Origin of the sequence: Nocardia sp. NPDC057353, assembly GCF_042667085.1 — a bacterium.
GTDB lineage: Bacteria > Actinomycetota > Actinomycetes > Mycobacteriales > Mycobacteriaceae > Nocardia.
In genome coordinates, this window is sequence record NZ_JBHVAK010000030.1 from 55,548 (window position 1) to 76,116 (window position 20,569).

Consider the following 20,569-nt stretch of genomic DNA (forward strand, 5'->3'; position numbering starts at 1 on the left):
ATCGTGCGGTCTGCGCAAACTCTTGGCACCTGAGCCTGGGCCCCGGTAGCGCCGGACGCGTCGATCGGCATGCACCGTGGTTGTGCCTACACACCACAACTGAATGCCGAACCAGCTGCGTAGGACCAGCACCGCGGCGCCGGGAGAGAATGCCGCAGATTGCCGGCGACATCCCGCGATCGGACCGGTTTGGTCCATCGTCGGTGGTTTCGGTCGGCGGTACCCGCAGGTACCAGTGAGCAGGTCGATGCAGACCTGTCGCTCTTCATCGTCTCCGAAGACGTGCCAGTCGTCGGCGGGTGCGGCCAGCCGTAGACCTCGGCCTGCCAGATCGCAGCCGAATCCTCGGCGAATTCGGCGGCGCTGGCGGCGTGCCGCTCGCGTAGGGCCTGTTCACGATCGCGGCGACCGTCCATCCGGTGATGGGCTTCAGTCTGCGCCCGGTTGTCCATGCCGATGAGATTGGCCAGCATCGCAGCACCGAGCACTGCAAGACCACCCAGCAAGTCGCAAGCAGCTGAGAGGACCCGGCCAGCACCCTGAGCGCAAGCGCCGCGGAAATCCCACGACCGCCGCGCCCAGAATCGCGGGTCTCAACGCCTGCCTAGGGGCGCGCGTTCATGCAACCAGCGAAGACGCCCGCCTTTCACTTGATGTTCCCCCGGTTTCGTGGAGTCGAGATACTGGACTTCAGGCCACGGGTTGGATGGGTGATGGGATCATCTCGTATTCGATCGGGGTGCGCATGCCCAGGGCGGAGTGGCGGCGGCGCCGGTTGTGGAAGATCTCGAGGTATTCGAAGATCGCGTTCGCCAGCTCGATCCGTGTCCGCCATCGTCGCCGGTTCAACAGCTCGGTTTGCATTCTGCCCCAGAAGGATTCGATGACGGCGTTGTCGTAGCAGTCGCCGATCGACCCCATCGAGGGCACCAGCCCGGATGTGCGTGCCCGTTCGGTGAACGCCCACGAGGTGAATTGGACGCCGTGGTCGGAGTGGATGATCGTGGCTCCCGGGCGTGGTGAGCGGTTCGATATCGCCATGCCCAGGGCGTTGGTGACCAGCGCCGCGGTCTGGGTCGAGTCGATCGACCAGCCGACCACCCGCCGGGAGTAGGTATCGAGCACGACCGCGCAGTAGAGCTTGCCTTCCCGGGTGTAGTGCTCGGTGATGTCGGTGACCCAGAGCTGGTCCGGCGCCGTGCGAGTGAATGCCCGGTTGACCAGGTCACCAGCGCTGGGTGTCTGCTGCCGGGGGCGGGCGCGCTTGACCCCGGGCAGGCCCTTGATCCCGGCTCGGGCCATCAGCAGCTCGACCTGGTTGTAGCCGACACCGATCCCGAGACCGAGGGTGAGTTCGGCGTGTACGCGTGGTGCGCCGTAGGTGCCGCGGGAGGCGGTGTGCACGGCGCGGATCTGGTCGGTGAGCCAGGCGTGGCGGATCGATCTTTGGGAGGGCGGGCGTGATCTCCAGTGGTAGAAGCCCGACACCGAGACATCCAGCAGCCGGCACGCGACCTGCACCGGCAACCCCTCCTCGGCGATGGTGGCTATGGCCGCGTACCGCCTTTTGGGCTGTTGCCCTGTTCTTTGAGCAGCTCACGAGACCTCTTCAGGATCGCGACCTCGTGCTCGAGCTCGCGGATGCGGCGCCTGGCCGCGGTCAGCTCGGACTGCTCGACGCTGGTCGCGCCCGGTAACTGGCCGGTGTCGATCAGTTCCTGCTTGCGCCAGGTGTAGATCGTCTGGTCGCTGATACTCAGGTCCACGGCTACTTGCGCGACTGGTCGCCCTGCTGCGACCAGGTCCAGGACTTTACGACGGAACTCTTCGGGGTAACGCCTCGGCACGAACAACTCTCCTTCGATGAGTCCGTGACCAAGAGTCAAGCAAACCAGCTCCGAGGAACCGGGGGAACATCACACCCCTCCAACAAAGCGGGGGAACCTCAGGTTGCCGAACTGGTGCGCGACACGCTGGCCTACGAAGGTCACATCGTCTGCCACAACACCCTCGACACCACCGGCGCGATCTGCCGCGGCTTCGCCGACAGCCCCCTGGCCCACGACCGCAGCCTCGCCCTGCGCACCGGACGAGCCCTCGGTGTCCTCACTGAAATCGAACCACCCACAGGCAGGAGCCACCGATGACCGCAGCGATCCCGCCTGCACCGGCGGGAGCCAAAGACCTGCAGGGACGCAAACACTGCCCTGCCTGCGCCGCCGACGCCCTGCACATCGAAGCCCGCTTCACCACACAGCCACTCGGCACCTTCTCCCTGGCCGGCGTCGCCACGAAGACTGTCGCACACGAGACCGTCTGGCTCGTCTGCCGCGTGTGCGGGGCACAAGCCCAGGGCCGTCCCGACGGGCACGGCAACGCCGACTTCGACCCCGCCGAGATGACACCACCCACCTCGACCACCTAACAGCACCCGCCACAGTTCCCGGGCTCGACGCGGATCCACCGCTGCTCGCGCTACTCGAACACCAGCCAGGCGCAGGCCCACAGTCGTGACGTGACCATCCCCCGGACCCTGCACGATCTGCACTGGGACTCCCCCGAACCCACTGACATCCTCTGCGTGCGCAACCAAGACGGCGACCTGTTCCGCAAACACGGCACCGGCGACTGGCGGTACTGGCATCCCGATCGCGGTGAATGGATCGACAAACCCCTGACCTGGTCAGCTGTCATCGTGGTCATGTCCGGTGTCAGCCTGCCTCTCGTCGAGGAACTCGACCCACCGGAGCTCCCCCACTGAATCAGCACAGCACCCGAATTCGCCCGGGCCACGGCAACAGCCGGCGCTCCCGCAGGGCCGATTCACTCGCGCCGGACCGGCCACATACACTCGTCCGATCTTGATGCCGGATGGACGTGAAGGAGCACTCTGGTGGCCCGCAAAGTCGTAGTGACCGTAGTAGACGACTACGACGGCACCTCGCCCGCGACCCAAACCGTCACCTTCGGCCTCGACGGCGTCGCCTACGAGATCGACCTCTCCGACACCAACGCCGGTAACCTGCGCGGCTTCCTCGAACAGTGGACACCGCACGCCCGCCGCGTCGGCAAGGCTCCCCGCAGCCGCAGCACCCAACCCCGCAATGCCGACAACCGCGCCGAAGTCGCCGCGATCCGCGCCTGGGCCACCGAAAACGGCCACGACATCTCCGCCCGCGGCCGCATCCCCACCGACGTCATCGCCGCCTACCGCGCCGCAACAACAGCCTGACCGCCCAAACGCCCGACTCGGTCGATAACGACCGTGCACCTACAGCGCGGTACTGCTGGACTCGGTCTGCTGTCTGGGTGCGCTTCTTTGAGCGATGTGGTGTCGTCTACTCAAGGTGACCAAGCACTGGGTCGACCGACCTCACAGGCGTTTGCGCGATGACCTGCGCATCGCGGCGCACTCGGGAAACCGACCTCGGCTCGTCGGGGCGCGAGCCAGTACTGGGCACTAGTGCTGTCATCGCAAACGGTGCCGAGCACGTTGGCGGCTGACACTGCTGTGCGGTTCAATGGTCATGGGTACGGCTGCCAGATGGAGGATCCAGGACGAGGAGCCTTCCTGTGCCTGACCGACCATCTCACCACCCCTCCACACCACCACCTCGTGGCGACGCAACGTCGGACCGGGCGGGCGAACGCGCGTCCGAAGAGGTGTGGCTGAGTTCGCGCGATGTTTCCCAGCGCCTGCAGATCCCGTTGAAGACGTTGGCGTCGTGGGCCTCCGCCGGACGGGGGCCCCGCTATGCCCGCATGGGTAGATACCGCCGGTATCGGCTCTCTGACCTGCAGGCGTGGGAACAAGAACAGATCGACCTCGTCTCAGGTGAACACGACTGAGCCGAAGAGCCTGTCTACATCAGCAAACTTCTGGCGATTTTCTCGCTCTTGCAGCCGCTTCCCGGCTTTGGTGGCGTTTCCAAGCAACACAGCTCAGCGACCGCTGGCCGGTGCCAGCAGAACCAGTCGACTCGCGAGCACGTCGCGAGCAGTGAACATCCGATGCGAATGGAGGTCAATCATGGTCGGCCGCATCCCGAAACCGATAGGCACGTTCGGAGTGCCGACCAAGCCGAAGAGGCAACGCAACGGACGCTACCGGACCACGGTGCGCTACTACGGCCCCGGCGGCGCACAGCAGATCGAGCGGATGGGCCTCAGCGCCGATGACGCCCGCAACCGGCTCGCCGAGGCCATGCGGGACTTCCGTGAGCAGCCGATGCGTGAGCGCATCACTCGGACCACCAAGCTGATCGTCCTGGCCGCGGAGCTGTTGGAGGAGCTGCGGGCCGACGACGCCTACACCGAGGGCAACATCGAGGACTACCGCCGCGAGATCTACGTCTCCACCGATCGCCGCGCGAATAAGGCGACGGTCAAGATCGAGAACTCGCTCGGCAACCTGCAGATCTGGCAGGCCACCTCCGGCGAGCTGAACCGCCACCTCAAGCGCCTCACCGCGCTGGGACTGCGGCGCAAGGCCAAACAGCACAAGATCATCCTGCGCGCGATGATGCAGATCGCCGTCCGCCACGGCGTCATCGACGTCAACCCGGTCGACGGGGTCAGTCCCTTCATCCGGCGCCGCACCAGCGCCCGCGGCAAGGTGCACGACCATGCCAGCCTGCCTGCGTTTCGGGCGCAGGTCCGCGCGTGGGCGCGCGGAGAGGCCGTTCCCGGTACCCCGGCCTATGTCAGCGGGCCGGCGCGGGACTGGACGGTGGTGTGGGTGGTCGATCTGATCACCGGCACTGGGATGCGCCCGCACGAGGCGCTGGCGGTGCTGCTCGACGACATCGACCTCGACGCCACCGAGCCGTACCTCGATGTGACCGGCACCCTGATCGAGGTCAAGGGCGCCGGAGCCGGGGGCTGGGTGCGCAAGCCGGCGCCGAAGACCGAGAACGGGTGGCGGCGCATCCGGCTGCCCGACTACACCGTCGAGGCTGTGCGCGAGGCGACCAAGGACCTCGAGGTGGCCGGGACGCCGAACCCGGACGGTCTGCTGTTCCCGGCGCGTAACGGGTCGGTGCGCAACCCGAACAACTTCGGCCGGATCTGGCGCGCCGCCCGCGGTGAGAACTTCGCCTGGGTCACTCCACGCACCTTCCGCAAGGGCGTGGCGACCGCGGTCGATCATGCCTACGAGGACACCGAGCGCGCCGCCCGACAGCTCGGCAACACCCGGGAGATCGCCGCGACCCACTACATCGACCGGCCCGAGACGGTGCCCGACAACCGGGCCGTTCTGGAGGCCTGGGCACGCGGTGACGATCCAAAAACGTGAGATTTCTGTGAGAAATCGCCGTTTCCGCTCGAATCCCTGACACGAAAAAACCCCTTCCGATCCAGGTCGGAAGGGGTTTTCGATGTCGGGCTGACAGGATTTGAACCTGCGACCACTTGACCCCCAGTCAAGTGCGCTACCAAGCTGCGCCACAGCCCGCTGCACCTGTCCTCCAGGTGCCCGATGAGATTACCGCAGGTCCCGCTCTGGACACTAATCCGCTGGTCAGCGCCCCAAACGCTGATCGCATGAACCCGCATCACCCTGACGGGGTGATTCGCTCCCCCCGAATCCGGAGTTCCATCGAACCCCATGGAACGCAATCTCTTCGACGCCGACCACGAGGCCTTCCGCGCCACCGTGTCGGCCTTCCTGGACCGCGAGCTCGTCCCGCGCCGGGCGGAATGGGACGAGACCGGGATGATCGACCGCACGGTGTTCACCAGGGCGGGTGAGACCGGCCTGCTCGGGACGGCCGCGCCTGCGGAGTTCGGCGGGGGCGGGGAGCCGGACTTCCGGTTCAACGTGGTGCTGAACGAGGAGATCCACCGCCGCGGGCTGAACGGCCCTGGCCTCGCCTTCACCCTGCACAACGACATCGTCCTCCCCTACCTGCTCACCCACGCCACGCCCGACCAGCAGGAACGCTGGCTTCCCGGCATGTGCGACGGCTCGCTGATCGGCGCGGTCGCCATGACCGAGCCGGGCGCGGGCAGCGATCTGGCGGGGATCGGGACGACGGCGATCCGCCACGGCGACCGCTACGTCGTGAACGGCGCCAAGACCTTCATCAGCAGCGGCATCAATGCCGACATCGTGGTGACGGCGGTGAAGACCGACCCTTCGCAGCGGCACCGCGGGTTGAGCCTGCTGGTGCTGGAGCGCGGCATGCCGGGGTTCGAGCGGGGGCGTCGACTGCGGAAGGTCGGGCTGCACGCGCAGGACACGGCGGAGTTGAGCTTCACCGAGGTGGAGGTGCCGGTCGAGAACCTGCTCGGGGCGGAAGGGCAGGGGTTCGCGCTGCTGGCGGAGTGCCTGGTGCAGGAGCGGCTGTCGATCGCGGTCACGGCGGTGTCGGCGGCGCGGGCGGCGCTGGCGTGGACGCTCGAGCACGTCGGGGAGCGGCGGTTGTTCGGGCGGGCGCTGAGCGAGTTCCAGCACGCCAGGTTCGTGCTGGCCGAGATCGACACCGAGTTGGAGATCGCGCAGAGCTACGTGGACCGCTGCACAGCAGCGCACCTGGAGAACAAGCTCTCGGCGGCGTCCGCGGCCAAGGCGAAGTGGTGGACGACCGAGTTGCAGAAGTCCGTGGTCGACCGGTGCGTGCAGCTGCACGGCGGCTACGGCTACATGCTCGAGTACCCGATCGGCCGGGCCTACCAGGACGCGCGGATCACCACGATCTACGGCGGCGCCACCGAGGTCATGAAGGAGATCGTCGCCCGCTCGCTGCTCCCGGACCCGGTCCGGGGCTGACCGGGCGACGTCAGAGAGGATCACATGGAATCGTTCGTGCAGTTCCGCAAGGGGATCACGCCCAACCACGTGCACCGCGACCTGGACGGGTTGAAGGACGAGGAGCTCGGCCGGTACGGCTTCGTCGGCAGGCAGGCGCAGCTCTACCGGCACAACGACCCGACCCGCTACACGGCGTCCGGCGCCTTCGCCATGACCGATGTGCTCGTCGACGACCTGGAGCCGACCGACGCGACGGACCCGGAGGGGTCGCCGCTGGTGCTCTTCGAGAACGAGGATGTTCGGTTCCTGCTGAGCAGGCGGAGCGCGGCGATGCCGTTCCACGCCCGCAATATCGGCGGGGACGAGTTGTTCTTCGTGCACCGCGGGACGGGGGTGTTCCGGACGGAGTTCGGGCCGATCCCGTACGAGCCGGGTGACTGGGTCCTGCTGCCGAAGGCCGTCACCTACCAGCAGGTGCCGGAGGCGGGTGAGCAGGCGTTCCTGATCCTGGAGTCGGTCGAGGAGTTCCGGGTGCCGGAGGCGGGGGTGCTGGGCAGGCACCACCCGTTCGACCCGACGGTCGCCTTCGTGCCGGAGCCGGAGGTGCGCACCGACGGGGGGCCGACCTGGCGGGTGCGGCTGACCCGGCGGCACGAGACCGGGGAGCTGCTCTACGCGCACAATCCGTTCGACGTCGCGGGGTGGAAGGGCGACTACTTCCCGTTCAAGTTCAACCTGCGCGACTACAACCCGGTGCTCTCCGAGGGAGTGCACCTGCCGCCGACGGCGCAGATCTTCCTGCGGTCGGAGGGGGTGGTGGTGCTGAACTTCCTGCCGCGTCCGGCCGAGTCGCGGGCGGGGGTGGAGCGGCTGCCCTGGTTCCACCGCAATGCCGACTACGACGAGGTGGCGCTGTTCCACAGCGGCGACCTCTTCGGCATCGAGATGCCGCCGGGGCTGATCTCGCACGCCCCGCAGGGCATCCACCACGGCCCGCCGGAGAAGGCGCGGGCCAGGGCGCGCGCCAAGTTCGCCGAGTACGACCGGGTGAACTGGTCGGTGCTCTCGATCGATGTGCGCCGCCCGCTCACCGTCAACCCCGAAGTCCGCCGTATCAGTGAGGAGCAGCGTTGAGCCGCTACACCCGAACCCCCTTCCTCGTCGTCTTCCCGGACACCTCCGCCGCCCGCGACACCTACGGCGGCACCGGCGAATCGGTGGCACTCGAGGCGCACCTGCTGCGCGGGGCGGCCGAGTCCGAGACCGCGATCGTCTTCATGCACCCGATCGGTGGCGGCGCCTACCTCCCGATGACGAACGCGCTGGCCAAGGCGGGGCACCACGTCGTCTACTGCAACAGCCGGTACCGGGGCAACGACTCGGCGCTGCTGATGGAGAAGGTGGCGGAGGATCTGGCCGCCTGCGTGCGGCACGTCCGGGAGGAGCTGGGGTACCGGAAGGTGGTGCTGGCCGGGTGGAGCGGCGGCGGGTCGCTGTCGGTCTTCTACCAGGAGCAGGCCGAGCGGCCGACGGTCACCGCGGCCCCCTCCGGCGACGGCCCCGACCTCACCGCGCTGGACATGCCCGCCGCCGACGGCCTCATGCTGCTGGCCGCGCACGTCTCCCGGCACCAGACGCTGACCGAGTGGCTGGACGCCTCGATCCTGGACGAGCGCGACCCCTCGGTCCGCGCCCCGGAGCTCGACCTGTACGACCCCGCCAACCCGAACCAGCCGCCCTACTCCGCGGAGTTCCTGGAGCGGTACCGGGCCGCGCAGATCGCCCGCAACCGGCGGATCACCGCGTGGGCGGAGGCGATGCTGGCCCGGCTGCGGGCGGCGGGGCGGCCGCTGGCGGAGTTCGGTTTCGTGGTGCACGGCACCATGGCCGACCCGCGCTGGCTGGACCCGGCGGTCGACCCGAACGACCGCGTGCCCGGCAGCTGCTACCTGGGCGATCCCGAGGTGGTGAACATGAGCCCGGTCGGGCTGGCCCGCTTCACCACGCTGCGCGGCTGGCTCTCGCAGTGGAGCTACGACCGCGGCAATGCCGACGGAGTGCGGGCGGCGGCGGGGGTCACGGTGCCGGTGCTGGTCATCGGCAACACCGCCGACGACGCCTGCACGCCGAGCCACACCCGGCGGCTGCACGAGGCGTTCGTGAACACGAAGGCCGAGCGGTACGACATCGCGGGCGCGACGCACTACTACGCGGGCCCGGACCAGCGCGAGCACCTCGCGGAGGCGGTCGGGCGGATCACCGACTGGCTGCGGCGGCACGACTTCGCCGAGGTCACCCGGTGAGTATCGCTCCCGTGCCGACGGATTCGGCGGTGCCAGGCTGGGTCCGGGTGGTGGCGCACCAGGCCAGGGTGCTGCCGGAGCTGCTCGCGCTCACCGACGAGCGCGGCGCCGCGCTGACCTACGCCGCGCTCGACGCCGAACTCCGCCGCGCCGCCGGCTACTGGCGGGCGGCGGGGGTCGGCGCGGGCGACCCGGTGGCGGTGCTCGGCCGCAACAGCACCGACCTGGTCGTCACCGTACTCGGGCTCTCCTACCTGGGCGCGCACCCGCTGCTGCTGAACTGGCGGCTCACCCCCGGCGAACTCGCGGAGCTCGGCACGGTCGGCGCGCCGGTCGCGATCGCGCACGACCCGGAGTTCGCGGCCGGTGCCGAGGCGGTGGTCCCGGCGGGGCCGCGCACCGTGCTCGGCGCGGACCGCGCCGACGGCCCGCCCGGGGAGCCCGCCGGCGACGAGACCTTCGCGCTGCTGCACACCAGCGGCACCACCGGGCTGCCGAAGGTGATCGGGCTGACCTACGCGGCGCACCTGCACGGGTGCGGGCGGCTGGTGGAGCTGGCCGGGCTCGGCCGCGGCGACGTGCACCTGCGGTTCACGCCGCTGTTCCACCTGGCCGGGCTGCAGGAGCTGGGGGCGTCGCTGCTCAGCGGGGGCACCACGCACCTGCAGGCGGCCTTCGACCCGGAGCGGTGGATCCGCGCGGTCGCCGAGCGCGGCGTGCACTACGGGCACCTGCCCCCGGCGACGCTGCGCCGGGTGGTCGACGCGCTGGCCGCGCTCGACAGCCCGCCGGAGCTGGGCTCGCTGCGCGAGGTCTGGTACGGCACCGCGCCCGCGGGCCCCGACCTGGTCGCGCGCGCCATCGACCTGCTCGGCTGCGACCTGCGGCAGGTCTACGGGATGACCGAGGCGCAGAGCCCGGTCGCCATGCTGCTGCCCGAGCACCACCGCGACCCGAGCCGCCTCGGCACGGCCGGGAAGCCGCTGCCGGAGTGGGAGATCCGGCTGCGCGGCCCCGACGGCACCGATGTGGGAACCGGGGTCCCGGGCGAGCTGGTGATCCGCGGGCCGCGGCTGTTCGCCGGCTACCGGACGCCGACCGGCGAGCCGGGAGTCGGGCTGGAGCCGGGCGGGTGGTACGCGACCGGGGACATCGCCGTGCTGGACGACGACGGCTTCCTGACCATCGTGGACCGGGCCAAGGACATGGTGGTGAGCGGCGGCGAGAACGTCTACCCGGCCGAGGTCGAGCGGGTGCTGGTGCGGCACCCGCAGGTCGAGGACGCCGCGGTCATCGGCGTCCCGCACGCCGAGTGGGGCGAGGCCGTGCACGCCGTACTGATCCCCCGGGCCGGGAGCACCCCCGACCCGACCGAGTTCCTGGCCTGGTGCCGGGAGCACATCGCCGGGTTCAAGCGACCCCGGTCGATCGAGTTCGTCGACGAACTGCCCCGCAACGCGGGCGGCAAGGTCCTCAAGCGGGAACTGCGCCGCGGGCACTGGGCCGGACACACCCGAGGAGTTTCCTGATGACCGCGAGCACCGAGACGCTCACCGCCGCCTTCCGGCGCAGGTTGGAGCCGGGCCACTACGAGCGGCTGCGGCTGGAGCTGGCGGGCCCGGTCGCCACCGTCACGCTCAGCAACCCGGCGCACCGCAATGCCGTCGACGGCGCCATGCACGAGGAGATCGCCGACGTCTTCACCGCGCTGCACCGGGAGAACGCGGTGCGCGCGGTGCTGCTCACCGGCGACCCGGCGGGCGGGGCGTTCTGCGCGGGCGGCAACCTCGGCTGGCTCGAAGAGCAGGCGCCGACCGGCGAGGGGTACGAGGTGATCCTGCGCGGCGGGATCGACCTGGTGCGGGCCGTGCTGGCGGTGCGGCAGCCGGTGGTGGCGCAGGTGAACGGCGCGGCGATCGGGCTCGGCGCCACGCTGGCGCTGCTGGCCGACGTCGTCTACGTGGACGAGGCCGCGGCCTTCGCCGACCCGCACGTCGGAATCGGCGTCGTCGCGGGCGACGGCGGCGCCGCGCTGTGGCCGCTGCTCATCGGCCCGCACCGGGCCAAGGAGTACCTGATGACCGGCGACCGGCTGACCGGGCGGCGCGCGGCCGACCTCGGGCTGGTCAACCACGCGCTGCCCGCCGCCGAGCTGGCGGGCGCCGCGCGCGCCATGGCCGAGCGGCTGGCGGCCGGGCCGCGGCTGGCGGTGGAGCTGACCAAGGCATCGGTGAACCTGTTGCTGCGGCAGTCCATGGAGCAGGTGCTGACCGCGTCGATCGCCATGGAGGGGTTGAGTTTCCACTCCGCCGACCACCGGGAGGCGCTGCGCGCCTTCGCCGACAAGCGGGCGCCGCGCTGGGGCGCCTGAGCGCTCAGCCGGGGACGAGGCCGAGCTCGACCAACCGGGCCACCGCCTCGTCCCTGGTCTGCACGCCGAGCTTCTGATAGATGTGCTTGACGTGGGTTTTCATCGTATTGGCCGAGATGTAGAGCTCGGCGGCGATGCTCGGCTGCGACTTGCGGCCGGGGAGGAGCAGGGCGATCTGGGTCTCGCGGGCGCTGAGCAGGATGGCCGCAGGCGTGGATTCGGCGAGCTCGGCGGCGAGCGCGCGGACGTAGCCGGGGCCGGGGCCGGTGACCAGGTCGGCGACGGTGTCGGTGAGCAGGTGGGCGTGGCCGCGCAGGAGCTCCAGCGGGGTGCGGTGCAGTTCGGCCCGCTCGGCTCGGCGGAGGCCGTCGGCGAGGCGCGCGGGGTCGCCGAGCCGGGCGCGGACCAGTGCCGCCAGTACCGCGTCGGCGGGGTCGGTGCCGAGGCGGGGCAGCAGGGCGGGGAAGTCGCGGTCGGCATCGAGCGCGCAGGCCAGCAGGATGCGGGCGCGGAGTACGTCGGGCGGGGCGGGTGCGGCGGCCAGTCGGGTGTACTGCGCTCGGGCGGCGTCCGGTTCGCCCGCGTGCCGGTGTACCTGTGCGGCGGCGACGAGGAGCCGGGCCGCGAGTACCGGGTCACCGGTGCGGCGCGCGTGGTCGCCGAGATCGGCGAGGAGCAGGCGGGCCTCGTCGAGGTGACCGGTCTCGGCCAGTGCGGGGGCGAGGGACAGCTCGGCCCAGCGCGCGGTGGTCGGGAACATTCCGGCCGCGGCGAGTTCCCGGGCCCGGCGCAGCTCGGTGCGGGCGCGGTCGAGGTCGCCGCGCTCGGCGGCGATCAGGCCGAGTACCAGGTGCGCCTCGGCGTCGACGTGGGTGCCGCCGAAGCCGCACTGCTCGGCGGTGCGCAGCGCGACGGCGGCCTGGGCACCGGCGCGCGCGTGGTCGCCGCTCACGGCCGCGGCCAGCGCCGTCACTCCCGTGGCGTGGACCAGGGAGAGCCGGTGGCCTGCGCGCAGCAGGTCACGGTGGCAGTCGGCGGCCAGGCTGCGGGTTCGCGCGGAATCACCGCGCCAGCAGGCGATCTCGCGGAGCTGCTCGACGGCGAGCACGCGCAGGAGGGAGCGCCGGTTCGGTGCGGTCGCGGCGCCGTCCAGCAGGGTCAGCGCCTGTTCGCCCGCGGTGACCGCGGCGTCGTGCTCGACGAGCAGCCGGTGCACCATGGCGCGGATCATCGAGAGCTCGGCGACCTGGTCGGCGGCCTCCCAGGCGGCGGGGTCGGCCTGGTCGAGCAGCTGCGCCGCCTCGCGCGGGAGCCCGGCCTGGACCAGGGCGAGGCCGAGGCCGAGCAGCGCCTCCGGGCGGGTGCGCGCGGCTTCGGGGAGCAGGCGGAACCAGCGCAGCGCCTCCGCCGAGCGGCCCTGCGGCTCCAGCACCGCCAGCATGCGCTTGAGTTGGCGCACCGCGCGGTCCGGTCCGGCGCGCAGGGTGTGGCGCAGTGCGCGGTCCCATGCGCCGCGCGCCTCGTGGAATCGACCGGCGCGCAGGTGGATCGCGGTCAGCTCCTCGGCGGTCGGTGCGGCGTCGTCGCGGGTGAGCAGCCGCGACAGGATCGGCGGGAACTCGAATTCGCCCGCCGCCGCGGCGGGGAGCAGCAGCCGCCGGTCCGGCTCGCCCAGCGGCGCCTGCCGCAGTGCCTCGGCCGCGAGTTCGTCGTCGAAGCCGTCGAGCAGGGCGAGTCGGGCGCAGCGGGCCCGCTGGTCGGCGGAGAGGTCGGCGATGACCTCGGCGTGGAGGTACTGCCCAGCCGCGAGCAGCAGCCGCTCGACTCGGACCGGGCCCGCCGCCATGGCGTCCAGGGCGATCGTCACCGGTGCGGCCCAGCCCCTGGTCTGCTCGATCAGGTCGTCGAGTAGCTCGGGCGCAGGCTCGATCCCGCGCTCCCGTGCCAGCTGCTCGACGCGCTCCCGGGAGAGCAGCAGGTCGGCGAAGCCAACGAGCACGGCGCGTCCGCGGCCCAGCGCCTCCCAGAATGCCGGCGGCGGTGCGTCCCGACCGGCCAGGATCACCCGCTGTCCCCTGGCGACCGCCCGCCCGATCTCGGTGCTCCACTCCCCCGCACGGCAGTCGTCGAACACGACGACCTCCGCATCGGACGGAACCGGACGTCGGCCGTGCTCGGGCGCCGGGTGGCGGACATCTCCCGCGGGCTGGAGAACCGCCTCGGCGCGGCAGCCCGGCACCATCCACCGATGGCGCACGTCGCGGGCTGCCAACCACGCGCGAATCGCCGTCGTCTTCCCGCTGCCCGCGGGCGCGACCACCGCCGCGAGCACGGCGGTCCCGAGCAGCCGATCGAGCAGTGCCGCCGCCGGATCGCCGGTCACGGCTCCGCGGCCAGCCTGCCGAGGTACGCCAACACGTGGGTGCGCTCCGCCTCGGACTCGAACGGCCCCACCGCGCGCGCGATGCTCCGCCCGTGCGCGCGCCGGGCCCGCACCGCCAGTTCGCGGCCCGCGTCGGTGAGCCCGATCCGGACGGCCCTGCGGTCGGCCGGGTCCGGCACCCGTTCCACCAGGCCCCGCTCGGTGAGCCGGTCCAGCACCTTGGTCGCCGCCCCGCTGCTGTAGAGGAGGGCCTGCGCCAGCTCCGACATGCGCACCGGGTGCTCCGGGTCGGCGGCCAGCCGGTGCACGACGTCGTACTGGGCGACGGTCAGCCCGAAGTCGCGCTTGAGCTCGGCTTCGAAGGTCCGCATGAGCCGGTCGTGCGCGAGCACGAGCCTGCGCCAGCCCTCGATGGTGTCGGCGCTGCGCACGCCCTCGGAAACGGTCATGATGCAGATACTGTAGATACAGGTACCTGCCCCGACCACAGAATGGCAGAACTAACTGCCCGAGTGAACGCCGTAGCCACCCGGTCCGCAACCTTTCACCTCACGCGCGACTGAGACTTTGTCGCTCCATCTGCTTGGCGATGCTCGGCGGCGAGCTGCTGTCGATGCGCGTCGGCGAGCTGCTCGGCCAGGTCTCTGGGCAGTACTACCGGCAGGGGATCCCGCACCGGCAGCGGCTCGACGCCGCGACGGACGACGGTTTCACTCAACACAGCGCGGGCGGTGCGGCTCAGTAGGCTGTCCTCGTCGACCGACCCCGTTGGACCCGCCGCGACCATGCGAACCATCCAGCGGGGGCCGTCTACTCCGATGAAGCGCAGGTCGGCGCCATCGGTGACCGCTAGCAGCTCGGGCCCCCACGGCCCTGGCTCGATCCGAACCTGTGCGCCGTCCTGACGCAGCGACTTCATCAAGTCCATCAGGACTGTATGCCACTGCCCAGGAGACTTCGGCGCAGCATAAGCGGCAACCGTGAGCCTGCCGTCGCGAGTGGCGAGGTGCACCGCCTGCGGGTTTCCATCACGGGCCATCTCGACCTGCAACTGTCCGCCGGGCGGGAGTGGAATGATGACCGAGCCCAGATCGAGCCGCTGATCGATGACGGCGTCGAGCTGGAACTGCACTTCCCCGTAGTCGTAGGGGCCGGAAGCCCCATGGCGGGTGGCATGCAGCCGTCGGCCAGCATCAGGCCGACGCGCGACATCGAGACGCACTTCGCCTGTCGACTCCTGAACCGGCAGTACCTCGCTGGGTCGGTTCACCCTGCGCTGCACCTCAGCGAGGTTGTCGCGGGTGGTGCGGGTATTGGGGTGCTCGGCGCCCAAGTCTTGCTCGCGCAGCTGAAGTACCCACTCGTAGAAACGGATCGCATCGCGCAGGGAACCCGTATCGCGGTACGCGTCGGCGAGTTCGGCGCCCGATGCGATGGTGTCCGGATGTCGCGAGCCGAGAGCACGGGCCCGGATGGTGAGATTGTCGCCGTGCAGACCGATCGCATCGTGCACGCGCCCGGTTCGATGCCAGGCGGTCGCCAGCTCGTGGCGGGTGGCCAGGGTAGCGGGGTGCTCAAGTCCGAGTACCCGTTCTCGGACGGCGCGATTGCGCTCCAGCGTCTCGACCGCGGCCTGGGTGTGGCCCCGCGACCAGTATGCGGCAGCCATCGTGTCCCGGATGGCGAGGCTCTCAACATCGTCCGAGCCAAAGTCCCGCTCCCGGTGCCGGAGTATCCGCTCGTAGTGCGGGAGAGCCTCGTCGAGACGTCCTGCGGCGTGGTAGGCATCGGCCAGGCTGCGCCGAGAGCTCGTGGTCTCGACGTGGTCATCGCCGAGAAGCTGCGCTTGTTCGGTCAAAGCCTGCTCATAGAGGGGAATCGACTGCCGAACAAGTCCTTTCATCCGATAGGTGTCGGCCAGTGCCAAGCGCGTGGCAACGATGTCGCGGTGCCCTGGCTCGAGGATATCCATCCGGCGAGTAAGGTTCTGGCGATAGCACGAGATCGCGGTGTCCAGGTCGCCCACAGCACGGTGGACGGTCGCAAGATCGTCCCGCGCACTCAGGGTGTCGAGATGATCCGCGCCCAGTAGCCGTTCCCGATCGGTGAGCGCCCGCTGCCAGAACTCGGTCACGGTCGGCAGTGTGTCCAGCGCCCGGTATGCGGTCACCAATGCATCGCGGGTGGCAACGGTCGCAGGGTCATAGATGCCCAGAGACCGTTCCTCGTCGGCGAGGAGACGTTCGTACAGCGTTCTGCTTTCGTCCGACCGGCCGGCCCGCTGACAGGTTGCAGCCAGAACGGAGCGGATGGCGAGGGTGTCCGGATGGTCTGGTCCGAGCGACTCCTCCCGGTCGACGCAGAGCTGCGTGTAGTTCGCGATCGCCTCGTCGTACTGCCCCACCTCCGCGAGCGCGTCGGCGAGACCGGTGCGAGTGATGCGGGCGGCAGGATGGTCGGCGCCCTGCACCCGCTGCCGATCGGTGAGGTTCTGCCGGTGTAGCGCGATCGCCTCGACCGCACGGCCCGCCTCCTGATATGCCGTGGCGAGGGCGCTGCGGGCATCGAAGGTGGCGAGGTGATCATTGCCGAGGATGTGCCGAGCCCTGGCGAGATTCCGCTGGCGGAGCGGGATGGCCTTGTCCAGGTCACCGACGGCCTCGTACGCCGCCGCAAGTTCACCTCCTGTGTCGCAGGCTTCCGAATCGTTACTGTCGAGCGCACTGTCGGCGAACACCCGCTCAAGCAGCGGGATCGCTTCGGTATCCGCCCCCGTCGCACGGTACCCGGCCGCGAGCAGGCGGCAGATCTCCGCGATGCCCCGCTGATCGGAACCCGACCGCTCGCAATCCGCGAGTGCTCGCCGCAGGAGCGGGATTGCTTCTTCGTGGCGCTCGGCGGCCTGCAGCGCAACCGCCAAGTCGCGCCTGCTCTCGACGGTGTCGGCGTGCTCGACGCCGAGTATCAGTTCGCGATCGGTGACGTTCTGCCGATACAGCCCCACGGCCTCTGCCACCCGCTCCGAACGGAAATACCCAGTCGCCAGGGTATGTCGGGTGGCCAAGACACCGGGGTGGTCCGCGCCCAAGATCCATTTTCCGGCGGCCAGGCACTTCTCCAGGAGCGGAATCGCTCGGTCCCAGGATTCCTCCGCCGCGTACGCGTTCGCCAGCCCACTGCGAGCGGCGAGGGTCTCGGAATGATCGGCGCCGAGCAGCCGTTCCCGATCCGCGAGCACCTGCTTCCAAAGCGCGATCGCTTCCGCGACGCGCCCGGCGGCCGCATGCGTCGCGGCGCGCTCGGCGAGTGCCCTATGACTCGCCATAGGCGGCACCGACACCGCGGACGGCGCCAGATGATCGCGCTCCGGTTCGGCCTCGGCGCTGTTGTCGGCGGCGGCATTGCGCATCTCGACAGCCACACCGGGGAAGAGCACCAACCGCCCAGCAGAATTGGACACGCGACGCTGCGGGAGCGGATGACCATGCCGGTTCAGGTGCCGATGCGTGTGCACGTAGAGCTCGTCGAGCCCCAATCCCGGCGCATCCGCGGCGGCCGCGAGCAGCGCCGACGTAAACGCCGTATTACGTTCTCCCGCAGGCGCGTACGACAGTTCGTCGCGCGCTGAGGACGTCAGCAGATAGGTGCCCGCGATATCGGCCTGCCCGAGCACCGCGTCGGGCCCGGTGGCGAGGGCTTCCAGTGCGCGACCGGAGAAGCAGCAGTCGAGGATCAGAATGCGAGTCGTCGCGGGGCTGTCGAGGATCGCTTCCCGGAGGGTCGCGAACGGCAGGGCGGAGAAGGCGACGTGGTCGGGATCGGTACTCGTTACCGCCAGATGCAACCGCCCGCGCCGGTCCAGCACGCCGTGGCCGGTGTAGTACACCAGCAGCGTGTCGACTGCCTGGCTCGCAGCCCGGACGAGGATCTTGCCAATCCGCGAACTGTCGGCAGGATCGACCAGTGTCCAGCAGTTCGCCGGATCTAACACTCCGCCGGTGCCGGTCAGCTGCCGGTGCAGATCACCGAGATTGTTCGCAACGGCCGGGATGTCCAGGACTTCCTCGTGCTCGTAGTTGCCGGCCCCGATGAGGACCGCCCGCGAACCCACGCGATCCGGATGCCACCCGCTCACCGCGGCTGGGCGGGCGGATCGACCAGGGCTCGCAACCCTTCCAGCACCTCGTTCGTGTCGATGTCGACGCCACTCCCTTTGAACACCACTTTCTTACCGTTTGCGCCGGTAATGGTGACGGCGATTTCGGTCCGACGGTGCCCCAGCCACGTCGACAGCGTTCGCGCCAGCGCCGTGACGATGCCAACGGCAGCACCGGAACTCATGGCTACGACGACGATCTCGCCGAGGGCGCCGCCCATCTCGCCCGGGCCGATCGGCCGCTGCGGCAGGGCGACGCGGCCGCGCAACCCATCGGCGTCCCTGATCCAGTCGAGTAACTCTTCGGCGCCCTTCGTTCCCTGGTCGGTATGGATCAGCAAGTGCTCGCTGGTGTCCGGCATCCTCGTTCCTCCCCGTCGGCCGCAGCACATCAGTCGATTCGAGCAGCGTAGCGGCTCGGTCCGGCGAGGAGAGCACCTCGCGCGGATTCGTGAGTCTTCCCGTGAAACGCCGAACGGAAGTTGCCTGTGACGTGACACCTTCGGGTACGGCACACTACGGGCGAATCACCGGTTGACCGAGCATCGCCGCTCGACCGAGCAGGTCGGTACTGCATCTCCGCCAAGTCAGGGCGTCGAATTCGCGGCGGAAAGATCGCACCGCAGTGGATGATCAGCGGGACCAGGCGTACACCGGGTAGACGGCGAACTCGCAGCCGGTGACGGTCACCGGGACCGCGCGGGTGTCGGTGGTGTTCGGCGGGGTGGTCATGAACTCCGTGTAGGTCGGGCAGGCGGCGCTCTGGTGCGCGATCACCGTCGCCTCCACGACGGCCTGCGCTCCGCGCTCCCGATCCAGCACGACGGTCGGCGGCTGGTCGTCGCCGTCGGGCAGCCCGCCGAACAGCCCGCCGCGCGGCTGCCGCACCGCGTCCACCTGCGGTCCCCCGTCCGCGGCGGTGACACCGGGGTACCCGGTCAGCGTGCAGGCGCCGCTCGCACCGACCACCCAGTAGTTGATCGTGAACCCGAGGGTCGTCCCCGCCGAGTTCGTGATCGGCTCGGCGTCGAAGTTCAGCTGCCCGTCCGCACAGGCGGGGATCGGCGCGGTGGGCGCGCCCTGCACCGGGACCTGTTCGGTGGCGGGCGCATTCGCGCAGCCGGTGAGCGTGGCGGCGACGGCCGCGAGCAGGACGGCGGCGGTGGCGATTCGTTGCATGGACAACACCTCGTGGCAGAGTCGGAATCTGTCGACGTATCCATCCCCCCGTAGGGACGAGCCCGTCACAGACCGGATCGCCTGCCGCCCGCGCGGGCGTTAACGCCTCAGGAGGCGCACTCCGGCGCGGGCGCGTCGCGGAAGAGCGGGTCGCCCGCGGGCGGGGCGTAGACCACGTAGAGCACCACCGGCTCGGTACCGAGGTTCTGGCCCACGTGGGTGTTCCACTCGCCGGCGGGCTCGCTGATGAACTCGCCCGCGCGGTAGACCGGCGCCACGCAGTCCGGTCCGGGGTGGGTGAGCTCGCCCGCGGCGATCACCCCGAAGACCGGGCCGTCGTGGAAGTGCCAGCCGGTGGAGCCGCCGGGGCCGATGGTGATCCGCCTGGCCACCAGGTCGGTGGCGACCGGGAAGATGCCCGCGGGGACGGTGACCTGCCCCAGCGTGACGGCGGTGATGTCGACCGCGGGGGTTGCGGTTGCGTTGCCCGCGCCGAGAAGGACGACCGATCCGGCGACGAGAGCGCTGATCAAGGGCCTCATTCCGGCAGTCTAACCAGCGCAAACGCTGTCAGGTGCGGAATACGTCGTTCAGCGTGACGAGCGATAGCCCGCGTTCGCGGATGATGTCGAGCAGCTGCCCGTAGACGTGCGTCACCGGCGGGTGGTTGGCGTGGCCGATCACGATGGCCTGGGCATTGAAGTAGGTGCGGGCGCACTGCAGCAGGTACTCCGGGGTGACGAGGCCGGAGTCGGAGAGCGAGCCGTACCAGAGCGTGGGGACGGTGTAGCCGTGGTCGGCGGCGACCTCGTCGACGACGGCGTTGTGGTAGCCGAAGGGCGGGCGGTAGAAGGGGGTGCCGTCGACACCGTAGGTGTTCAGCAGGAACTGTTTGCTGCGGGTGAACTGATCGGCCATGGCGGCGCGGGAGATGGTGGTGAGGCCGGGGTGGTCCCAGGTGTGGTTGGCGAGCTGGACCTGGCCGGACTCGACCAGCGGGCGGAGCTCGGCGCGGTGCGTGGTCCAGCCGTCGAAGGCGGCGGTGACGAAGAAGGTGAAGCGGGCGCCGGTATCGCGGGCGAACCGGATGTAGGCGGCGACGACCTCGGCATCCGCGCCGTCGTCCACGGTCAGCGCGAGGCTGGTGCCCGGACCGGGGATGGCCGTCAGCGCACCCGCGGGCACCGGGACGCGGGGCACCGCGGGCGGGGCCGAGGTGGCCGGTAGGGCGACCTGCGGCTCCGCGACGGCGGGCGGTGGCTGGGTACAGCCGCTCGCCGCGGCGGCGCCTGCGGCGAGCATTGCCAGAAAGTGTCTGCGCTCCACAGAGTGGCAATGTAGGGGATGCGCCTGCCGGATCGGCGGATTGACCGCACGGCATTTCGGCAAATTCGTCCACTGAGGCACCGCGGCGGCCCCGGCT

At 70.2% G+C, this 20,569-nt stretch carries 18 protein-coding genes, 1 tRNA gene and 3 pseudogenes; 11 read left to right on the forward strand and 11 right to left on the reverse strand.

The features are described 5' to 3' along the window. Positions 1-86: 86 nt before the first annotated feature. Both ACFUUZ_RS17550 and ACFUUZ_RS17555 read right to left on the reverse strand, forming a co-directional pair. Positions 87-473 (reverse strand): hypothetical protein, encoded by a 387-nt coding sequence (locus tag ACFUUZ_RS17550; RefSeq protein WP_378697323.1) that lies wholly within the window; start codon positions 471-473, stop codon positions 87-89. Between the two features lie 217 nt (positions 474-690). Then, positions 691-1,847, reverse strand: a pseudogene (locus ACFUUZ_RS17555) (IS3 family transposase). Positions 1,848-1,961: 114 nt separating this feature from the next. Here ACFUUZ_RS17555 and ACFUUZ_RS17560 point away from each other — a divergent pair. From ACFUUZ_RS17560 to xerC, 6 genes are all read left to right on the forward strand, one after another. Next, a complete protein-coding gene (locus ACFUUZ_RS17560) occupies positions 1,962-2,147 on the forward strand; it encodes a hypothetical protein (protein WP_378697325.1) in 186 nt (61 codons plus the stop codon). After that, on the forward strand, positions 2,144-2,425 hold the full coding sequence (locus tag ACFUUZ_RS17565; RefSeq protein WP_378697327.1) for a hypothetical protein: 282 nt from the start codon (positions 2,144-2,146) through the stop codon (positions 2,423-2,425). The genes ACFUUZ_RS17560 and ACFUUZ_RS17565 overlap by 4 nt, the downstream gene beginning before the upstream one ends. 90 nt (positions 2,426-2,515) lie before the next feature. Then, entirely contained in the window at positions 2,516-2,761 is a 246-nt protein-coding gene (locus tag ACFUUZ_RS17570) for a hypothetical protein (RefSeq protein WP_378697329.1), read from the forward strand. A gap of 132 nt (positions 2,762-2,893) precedes the next feature. Beyond that, positions 2,894-3,232, forward strand: coding sequence for an Lsr2 family protein (locus ACFUUZ_RS17575; RefSeq protein ID WP_378697331.1), 339 nt, complete (start codon positions 2,894-2,896; stop codon positions 3,230-3,232). Between the two features lie 431 nt (positions 3,233-3,663). Then, positions 3,664-3,849: a helix-turn-helix domain-containing protein gene (locus ACFUUZ_RS17580; protein WP_378697359.1), complete on the forward strand. Its 186-nt coding sequence runs from the start codon at positions 3,664-3,666 to the stop codon at positions 3,847-3,849. Between the two features lie 181 nt (positions 3,850-4,030). Continuing rightward, positions 4,031-5,296, forward strand: coding sequence for a tyrosine recombinase XerC (xerC, locus tag ACFUUZ_RS17585; RefSeq protein WP_378697334.1), 1,266 nt, complete (start codon positions 4,031-4,033; stop codon positions 5,294-5,296). A gap of 85 nt (positions 5,297-5,381) precedes the next feature. Here xerC and ACFUUZ_RS17590 read toward each other — a convergent pair. After that, a tRNA-Pro gene (locus tag ACFUUZ_RS17590) sits at positions 5,382-5,455 on the reverse strand. A 153-nt stretch (positions 5,456-5,608) separates the two neighbouring features. Here ACFUUZ_RS17590 and ACFUUZ_RS17595 point away from each other — a divergent pair. The 5 genes from ACFUUZ_RS17595 to ACFUUZ_RS17615 are packed head-to-tail and all read left to right on the forward strand — an operon-like array spanning position 5,609 to position 11,428. Continuing rightward, a complete protein-coding gene (locus ACFUUZ_RS17595; protein WP_378697335.1) occupies positions 5,609-6,772 on the forward strand; it encodes an acyl-CoA dehydrogenase family protein in 1,164 nt (387 codons plus the stop codon). 24 nt (positions 6,773-6,796) lie between these two features. Beyond that, positions 6,797-7,888 carry a homogentisate 1,2-dioxygenase gene (locus ACFUUZ_RS17600; RefSeq protein WP_378697337.1) on the forward strand — a complete coding sequence of 364 codons (1,092 nt, stop codon included), beginning with the start codon at positions 6,797-6,799 and terminating at the stop codon, positions 7,886-7,888. Beyond that, positions 7,885-9,057, forward strand: a complete 1,173-nt coding sequence (locus tag ACFUUZ_RS17605) for an alpha/beta fold hydrolase (protein WP_378697339.1) — start codon at positions 7,885-7,887, stop codon at positions 9,055-9,057. Before ACFUUZ_RS17600 ends, ACFUUZ_RS17605 begins: the two co-directional genes overlap by 4 nt. Further along, positions 9,054-10,586, forward strand: a complete 1,533-nt coding sequence (locus tag ACFUUZ_RS17610; RefSeq protein ID WP_378697341.1) for a class I adenylate-forming enzyme family protein — start codon at positions 9,054-9,056, stop codon at positions 10,584-10,586. The genes ACFUUZ_RS17605 and ACFUUZ_RS17610 overlap by 4 nt, the downstream gene beginning before the upstream one ends. After that, complete coding sequence (locus ACFUUZ_RS17615) at positions 10,586-11,428, forward strand: enoyl-CoA hydratase/isomerase family protein (RefSeq protein WP_378697343.1); 843 nt, start codon at positions 10,586-10,588, stop codon at positions 11,426-11,428. The genes ACFUUZ_RS17610 and ACFUUZ_RS17615 overlap by 1 nt, the downstream gene beginning before the upstream one ends. A gap of 4 nt (positions 11,429-11,432) precedes the next feature. Here ACFUUZ_RS17615 and ACFUUZ_RS17620 read toward each other — a convergent pair whose 3' ends face one another. From ACFUUZ_RS17620 to ACFUUZ_RS17655, 8 genes and pseudogenes are all read right to left on the reverse strand, one after another. Then, positions 11,433-13,811: a LuxR C-terminal-related transcriptional regulator gene (locus tag ACFUUZ_RS17620; RefSeq protein ID WP_378697345.1), complete on the reverse strand. Its 2,379-nt coding sequence runs from the start codon at positions 13,809-13,811 to the stop codon at positions 11,433-11,435. Further along, positions 13,808-14,260 carry a MarR family winged helix-turn-helix transcriptional regulator gene (locus ACFUUZ_RS17625; RefSeq protein WP_378697347.1) on the reverse strand — a complete coding sequence of 151 codons (453 nt, stop codon included), beginning with the start codon at positions 14,258-14,260 and terminating at the stop codon, positions 13,808-13,810. Before ACFUUZ_RS17625 ends, ACFUUZ_RS17620 begins: the two co-directional genes overlap by 4 nt. Positions 14,261-14,391: 131 nt before the next feature. Beyond that, a pseudogene (locus ACFUUZ_RS17630) lies at positions 14,392-14,964 on the reverse strand (DUF3710 domain-containing protein); the annotation flags it as partial. A 105-nt stretch (positions 14,965-15,069) separates the two neighbouring features. Continuing rightward, positions 15,070-17,946 (reverse strand): annotated as a pseudogene (locus ACFUUZ_RS17635) (tetratricopeptide repeat protein); the annotation flags it as partial. Then, complete coding sequence (locus tag ACFUUZ_RS17640; protein ID WP_378697349.1) at positions 17,943-18,329, reverse strand: hypothetical protein; 387 nt, start codon at positions 18,327-18,329, stop codon at positions 17,943-17,945. The pseudogene ACFUUZ_RS17635 and the gene ACFUUZ_RS17640, both read right to left, overlap by 4 nt. A 271-nt stretch (positions 18,330-18,600) precedes the next feature. Next, positions 18,601-19,146, reverse strand: coding sequence for a DUF4232 domain-containing protein (locus ACFUUZ_RS17645; RefSeq protein ID WP_378697351.1), 546 nt, complete (start codon positions 19,144-19,146; stop codon positions 18,601-18,603). Between the two features lie 107 nt (positions 19,147-19,253). Beyond that, positions 19,254-19,688 (reverse strand): cupin domain-containing protein, encoded by a 435-nt coding sequence (locus ACFUUZ_RS17650; RefSeq protein WP_378697353.1) that lies wholly within the window; start codon positions 19,686-19,688, stop codon positions 19,254-19,256. A 28-nt stretch (positions 19,689-19,716) separates the two neighbouring features. After that, positions 19,717-20,472, reverse strand: a complete 756-nt coding sequence (locus tag ACFUUZ_RS17655; RefSeq protein WP_378697355.1) for a polysaccharide deacetylase family protein — start codon at positions 20,470-20,472, stop codon at positions 19,717-19,719. Positions 20,473-20,569 lie beyond the last annotated feature (97 nt).